Raw genomic sequence first — 6,553 nt, 5'->3', positions numbered from 1 at the left:
GAGACAAAAGAGGGTGCTTCCTGTAAGGTTACTCTGAAAGTAATTGTGGGAGCTTCCTCTGAAAAAGATTATGAGCTGAGTATAGAAACAGGTACAGAAGAAGAATTTACAGAAAGCGATTTCTATGACCCGGAATTTCGTGTGGAGAAGTATGTAGTGGTCAGAAATTCAGGAAAAAAGGAAACCAGAATACGGATAGATACTTCTGGTCTTAAGAATTTTGAAGTGGATGACCAGATGGCAAAGTGGACAGAAGATTATGAGGAACAGGATTCCAAAAAGCTGCTGAAACCGGGAGAAACGCTTTATTTTTATATATTGCCGAAGCAGGAATACGGAATTTATGATGAAACGTTTGCATTTCTCGCAGATGACGGAAGCAGATATCCTCTTCATGTTACAATGAACAGAGAGAAGAATCCGACAGAAAAGAAGCAGCTGGAAATTACTGAAAAGTCTGCCGGGGGTTTTCCGACAATGCAGTGGGGCTATAATACACTTCCGGAAGCAAAGACATATATTCTGAAAAATGTTACTGATACAGATATGAAGCTGTCTTTTAACCGTAGTAAAGAATGTAGTGTGTTATTATCTGGAAATGCTTATCTGGCACCTGGGGAGAGCACAGAACTCGAGACTCTGGCCCAAACTGGGGCTTTCGGTGGGAAAATATAGTTTTCAGGTGACTGTGACTGCGAAAACAGTGGCAGGAGAACACCTGACAACGCAGAATCTGTATAATTCTTTTATTGTAGGAGACCGGACTTATCAGGGACTGGCAGATGCTGTTGCGCCTGTGACCGGAATTACCAATGGTGCAGAAAAAACTGCTGATGCTTTGCATCTGCCGAAGTCGCTGGAAGTCTATGGCGCCGAGGTGAATGGAGAGAAAACAACATTTTCTGCGTCTGTGAAGTGGGATGTGGAGAATTGTGCTTATGATCCGAAAAGCAAGGCAGCTCAAAGTTTTCTGGTCAACGGATCTCTGGAACTGAATGAGGATGAAAATAATGAAGGGCTGGACACTGCCGTACAGATAATGGTACAGGTGGATGCTTATCAGACATTAAACAGACCAGTTATTGATACGCGGTGGACCAGAGTGATCACAAATTATGCAATGCTTTATCTGAGAGATCTTTCCAATGAAGCGGACGGCTATCAGTTTGTGACAGCGAAATCTCAGAAGGATCTGAAAAAGGGGAATTATACTGCGCAGACAAAAATTACAAATTCTGAACTGAATCAATATCCTGAGCTGAAGTATATTCCGGAGGGAACACATAGTCTTTATTGCAGGGCATACAAAGAGAACAGCAGCCATGTTATGGAATATGGGGAATGGTCAGACGGGGTTCCGGTTACGGTAAAGGCAAAGACTCCGGACGCACCTGTGGTTCAGAAGGTGCAGGTGAAGAAAAATGATGTCAGAATAGTACTTAACAGCAAGGGTGAGGAACCGGACGGTTACGATGTTGTTGCTGCCAGAAGTAAGAACGGAAAAGAACCATCGGATTATATAAAGGTAAAGAGTGGGTATTCCGGAAGCAGTAAAGAGCTTATCTTACGGGGCGTACCGGCAGGAACGTGGTATATTGGCGTACATGCTTATAAATATCTGAATGGGAGCAATACCAAAGTGCTCAGTAAATGGGCAGAGGTCAGGAAGGTAACTGTAAAAACAAGCCTTGTAACAGGAAAACCTGCTGTTAAATCAGCTAAGGTTTCCAGACAGGGAACAAAAAGAAACGTGGCGGTGACGTTTACTGTTCCAAAGTCCTGTGATGGAACAGACTGGGTACTGGCAAAGAAAGTTTCCAAATCTGATAATGGCAGCTATACTGGTGTAAGCAGTTATGCTTACACAAAGAAAAATCAGACAAAAACCACGGTGGTCTTTAAAAATGTGAAGCCCGGAGTCTACTACCTTGCAGGACGTGCCTATGTAAAAGGTTATGCAAAAAGTTATACGAAATGGTCGAAAATAAAGAAAATAGTTGTGAAATAAGTACTGCTGCCATTTGTTTCACAGAGATTTCACTTTTAAGAAAAAAGATATTCCCCTTTTACCAAGCGTTTATAAGGCAAAATTATGGGGTAAAGATTTTGGAAAAAAATGGGGTACATTTCATGACAGATAAGGGACATATGAGGCATCGAAGCCTGTGAAGTATGTCATAATGAACAGGAAAAGCACATTATGATAAAGGCATCGACATTTTTAACAAATGTAGAAAGGATAACAAAATGAAGCAGAAAAAGATTGCAATTATTATGGCAGGGATTTTAGCAGCAGCGGCTGCTATGACTGGCTGTGCGGAACAGAATAAAACAGAGACACAGGTTGATTATACGCAGAACTCACAGGAGAAATCCGAACAGACAAAACAAAAAACAGCAGAAAAATCTCAGCCGGATAAAAAACAGGTAAATAAAAGTACATCCATTGGAAAAGAAGATTCAAATCAGACTGCGGATAAGAAGACGAAAATATCTGCTTCATCCAATAATGCAGGCGACGTACAGAATTCAGAGAATGGAACAGACAGTACTGCGGGAACTGATACAGACGATTCCCAGACCACAGGGGTGGACACTTCTGCATCTGAAGATAATGGTTCAACAGGTAATGGTGGTACTCAATCTGATCAGAGGGCAGATCAGGCAATGATATATGACAGTGAGGGAAATGGAAGGCTGATTTCTGAAGCTGATGATGGAAACTGGTATGACAGTGACGGAAATTACTATGGAAGCTGGGAAGATATTGAAGATGCTATGGTAAATGAAAATGGTGTCACAGATCAGGATGGCAATAAATATTACTGGACAGCACCTCACGATGCATCAGAAGAGGTCACAGATCCGTATGACCTGTATTCCTGGGATCCGGGAACCAATTCCTATATACCGTTTCAGGCTGCGGAATCTGACTGTAGTCCTGTAGGCAGAGGAAACGGCTGGTATTATTATGATGAAGACAGCGGCGAATATGTTCCGTGGTAGAATATAAAAATGCGAAAAGAAGCAGTTTTGAGACCATTTTAATGGGTTTCAAAATTGCTTCTTTTTGTTATATACATGAATAGTGAAGGGGTATATCCGACAGAATCAGGGGACAGAATTCTGCCGGATGTTTATCTGGTAAAGATCAGCTGATCAGTTTCAGGAAAGTATTTCTGTCACAGGTTCCGGAAACTGTTAAGCCCTGTGCCTTCTGGAATGCCTTTACAGCAGAGAGAAGTCCTGAGCCAAAGGTACCGGGAATCTCTACACCGTTTGGATCATAAGCACGTAAAAGAAGGAGAATCTCAGCGGCAGTTACCATATACTGTGTTTCACCATTTTTTACATAATGCTGTCCAAGAGCATTGTCTGTGTTTGTTCCCCAGATACCGTCTACATCCAGACCGGCACCATAATCCCTGTTCAGAGCTGTCTGAAGAACTTTAACGCCTGCTTTTTTGGTAGCAGCGTCTCTTTTTCCGGTAATAGAGATTCCTGCATTGGCGAATTTATTGGCATAACCCTGACCTTTGCGGATTTTTGCATTTCCTGCAGTTGGCTGAGGTTCAGGATCAGGATCAGTAGTTGAAGAATCTTCAGTATAACGGAGAACGCAATCCCAGGGGAAATTGTAATAACTCTGAAGTTTGATCTCTTTTCCGCTCTGATCTCCGGGTTTACCACCATGATATCCATTATTTTCATTTTTGCTGGCAGATACCACCTGACCATTACCAATGTGCATTACTGTATGACTTGCGATGTTTAATAATACATCGCCACGTTTCATGCCACTTCCTGTGCTGAGATTAACTTTGGAAGTTACATCCTTAAAGCCGCAGGACAGAAAAACGGATTTCATATTTCCTGTATAAGTGGCTCCTTTTGTTTTTACAGGTACACCAGCCTGCTGCCATGCAGAGATTACCAGTGAAGAACAATCGTAGTCCGGTCCCCATCTGTTATCCTGATCATATCCGTGTGCCGGATCGTTTGCGATTTCAATTGCCCATGTTACTGCTTTTTCTGTTTTTGTCATTTTTTTATCCTCCTGAAATTTGATTATTTATTTGCTCACCGGTGATACATCTTATAAAGAGTGAGAAAAGGGAAAAATGTAAACATGAAACAGAAAAAAATAAAAAGCATTTCCTGATTGTTGCTTCGAGGTCAGAAAAATGCTTTTCGAGGACAAAAACACGAAAATTGTCGAATTGTAATTATATTTAATCCTGATGAGAGGCCTGGTATATTTTCAGTATTTTTACAATGTATTCAGTCTGGCGTTCACCCATTTGATTCATGATTGAAATCGCATCCTGAATAGCCGGGCTTTGAATATCTTTATTATGAGGAAGCAGATCATAAAGAAAATAGTCAAGTCCCACATCAAGAATTTCAGAAAGCTTAAGGAGATTTTCAATAGTAGGCATATACTTACCTGTTTCAATCCGGCTGATCGTACTTACAGATAAACCACTTAATTCTTCCAGGTGTTCCTGGGTAATATTTCTGTTGATCCGAGCTTCTGCAATTCTTTTTCCGATAGTATTGTTTTTCATAAATAAAAATCCTTTCCTTTGATAAAGTTTAACAGACGGAATTAAATATGTATAAGGATATAAATGACAAGCGACTAATCAAATTTGATATGTTTTATGACAGGAGGAATATAGGAATATGGACGAATATACAAAGGATTTGTATACCATGATGTTTTCTTTGCAGACTTTGCAAAATCAGGGAATTACAATCAGAGAAACTGTATATAAAAGTCTGGACAAATTACTGTTATGGAATAAAGAATCTGAAAACAGTAAATATCTCGAATTAGCGTTGCTTCATATGCAGGCTTATGCTAATATGGGATTTGCTTTAGATGAAGAAAATAAGACAATACGTGAGATATTAAAAAAGACAGGAAAGACCAGAGAAGACTTTTTCCCGAAAGGATATCTTCTTGGAAAGAGAATTAAACTGACCAAGTCACAGGTTCGTGGTATGATTGGAAGATGGAGACCTTCCAGAGACAGTCCGATGACAATCGGAGAACTGGTGGATGATATCATCAGAAAGGTAAAAAACCATGAGGAAGGCAGATACATTTATCAGTATCACAGAACTGATGTGACAACCAAAGGGGATATCGAGGTTTATGAGCTGGTCATCAATAAGGATGAAAGTTATTTTTATGATGTGAAGAAATTCAGATTTTATACATTCATGGAGGAATAATTGCTATGATAAGAATAATGATTCTGGATGATGACGAAATGTATCTGAAAAAAGAAAAGGATATCACAGAACAGTATTTTGCAGAGAAAAACGTAGATTGCACGGTAACGATATACCAGAATGTGGAATGGTTTCTGCTGGGATTGAATGAAGAAAAATTCGATATGTATATTCTGGATATCCGGATGCCTGGAGAAAACGGAATAGAGGCAGCGAGGGAAATTCGCAGACTTTATCCGGATCCGGTTATTATATTTATTACAAATTTTGTGGATTATGCAATAGAAGCATATGAGGTAAACACCTATCGTTATATCCCCAAAGAGTGTCTGAAGGAAAAACTTCCGCAGGCTTATGATGCGCTTCTTCCTGGAATTATGGAGAAAGAAGAGCGGTACTATATCATAAATAAAAGAAATGAAGTTGAAAAACTGGCATATTCTGATATTTTCTATATGAAAAAAGAAGGAAAATATGTGATTTTTGTGCACAGGCGTGGGGAAGTAAAGATCAGAGCAAGTCTGTCAACAGTAGAAAAAGAACTGAATTCAAAAGAATTTATTATATCTGACAGAGGATATCTTGCAAACATCCAACATGTGATGAAGATGAAAGGAAGGGATCTTTATATGCGGGACGGTAATATTATTACAGTTGGCAGAGAAAGATTCAAAGGTGTCAGAGAAGCAATTCTGAATTACTGGGGGGTATGAAGAATGCTGAAAGTTTTATTGTATGGACTGGCAACGTTTATGGAGACAGGGATAGGTGTCTGGATATTTAGCCAGACGTTTTCTGAACGAAGAATATTAGAAAAAAAATATTATGTTCTAGAATGGCTGTTGTATTCTTTGATTTTTTTTGGAATTTATAATTTTTCTGTTTCATTATGGCAGATTGATAAAAAAATAGAAAAATATGTCATAAAAGTTATTTGTATATACATAATTGGATTAATTGCAGGAATTATATATGATATTTTTTTTGTAAAGAAAAAGGAGATGGTCTTAAGAAGAATATTATATATCGGCATGATATTTTGGTTAACTGCTCAGTATTGGGCTGGATATCAATCGTTGTTAATGATTATTCTTGGGAGTGGAATAATTGTATTATATGTTTTTTGCTACTTTGATTGCACATTTAAACAGGCATATGTTTGGAATTTTTTCTATGCAGTTAATATAGGATTGATAAAAGAGGCTTATGTTGTATATGCAGGGGTGTTTAACCATAAACAGTGGGATGATTTTTATTCATATCCGAGAGGACATACATATCAGGAAGTTATATTTTGGATTTTAGGCTGTTT

General features: G+C 38.9%; 8 protein-coding genes. 6 read left to right on the top strand and 2 right to left on the bottom strand.

The features are described from left to right. From AC075J_RS06540 to AC075J_RS06530, 3 genes are all read left to right on the top strand, one after another. Nucleotides 1-675: hypothetical protein (locus tag AC075J_RS06540; RefSeq protein WP_476390161.1), on the top strand; the 675-nt coding region annotated here is incomplete at its 5' end. Further along, nucleotides 662-2,008 (top strand): hypothetical protein, encoded by a 1,347-nt coding sequence (locus AC075J_RS06535; protein ID WP_476390160.1) that lies wholly within the window; start codon nt 662-664, stop codon nt 2,006-2,008. The genes AC075J_RS06540 and AC075J_RS06535, both read left to right, overlap by 14 nt. A gap of 239 nt (nt 2,009-2,247) precedes the next feature. Beyond that, nucleotides 2,248-3,006: a hypothetical protein gene (locus AC075J_RS06530; protein WP_025579783.1), complete on the top strand. Its 759-nt coding sequence runs from the start codon at nt 2,248-2,250 to the stop codon at nt 3,004-3,006. Nucleotides 3,007-3,151: 145 nt separating this feature from the next. Here the strand turns inward: AC075J_RS06530 and AC075J_RS06525 are convergent, their stop codons facing one another. Both AC075J_RS06525 and AC075J_RS06520 read right to left on the bottom strand, forming a co-directional pair. Continuing rightward, a complete protein-coding gene (locus tag AC075J_RS06525; RefSeq protein WP_025579784.1) occupies nt 3,152-4,045 on the bottom strand; it encodes a C40 family peptidase in 894 nt (297 codons plus the stop codon). 187 nt (nt 4,046-4,232) lie between these two features. Next, entirely contained in the window at nt 4,233-4,568 is a 336-nt protein-coding gene (locus AC075J_RS06520; protein WP_025579785.1) for a helix-turn-helix domain-containing protein, read from the bottom strand. A gap of 118 nt (nt 4,569-4,686) precedes the next feature. On the opposite strand from AC075J_RS06520, the gene AC075J_RS06515 reads away from it, so the two are divergent. From AC075J_RS06515 to AC075J_RS06505, 3 genes are all read left to right on the top strand, one after another. Further along, a complete protein-coding gene (locus AC075J_RS06515) occupies nt 4,687-5,241 on the top strand; it encodes a hypothetical protein (RefSeq protein ID WP_025579787.1) in 555 nt (184 codons plus the stop codon). Between the two features lie 5 nt (nt 5,242-5,246). Then, complete coding sequence (locus AC075J_RS06510) at nt 5,247-5,954, top strand: LytR/AlgR family response regulator transcription factor (protein ID WP_025579789.1); 708 nt, start codon at nt 5,247-5,249, stop codon at nt 5,952-5,954. Between the two features lie 3 nt (nt 5,955-5,957). After that, a partial coding sequence (locus tag AC075J_RS06505; RefSeq protein ID WP_476390159.1) for a hypothetical protein occupies nt 5,958-6,553 on the top strand: 596 nt, incomplete at its 3' end.

The organism is Blautia sp. ZXY-1-C6, assembly GCF_056339875.1.
The sequence above is the reverse complement of the archived record's forward strand: the minus strand, read 5'-3'. Positions and strand labels throughout refer to the sequence as shown.

Coding starts and splice junctions, on each gene's coding strand:
- AC075J_RS06530 (WP_025579783.1), top strand. CDS start 2,248: ATGAAGCAGAAAAAGATTGCAATTATTATGGCAGGGATTTTAGCAGCA.
- AC075J_RS06525 (WP_025579784.1), bottom strand. CDS start 4,045: ATGACAAAAACAGAAAAAGCAGTAACATGGGCAATTGAAATCGCAAAC.
- AC075J_RS06520 (WP_025579785.1), bottom strand. CDS start 4,568: ATGAAAAACAATACTATCGGAAAAAGAATTGCAGAAGCTCGGATCAAC.
- AC075J_RS06515 (WP_025579787.1), top strand. CDS start 4,687: ATGGACGAATATACAAAGGATTTGTATACCATGATGTTTTCTTTGCAG.
- AC075J_RS06510 (WP_025579789.1), top strand. CDS start 5,247: ATGATAAGAATAATGATTCTGGATGATGACGAAATGTATCTGAAAAAA.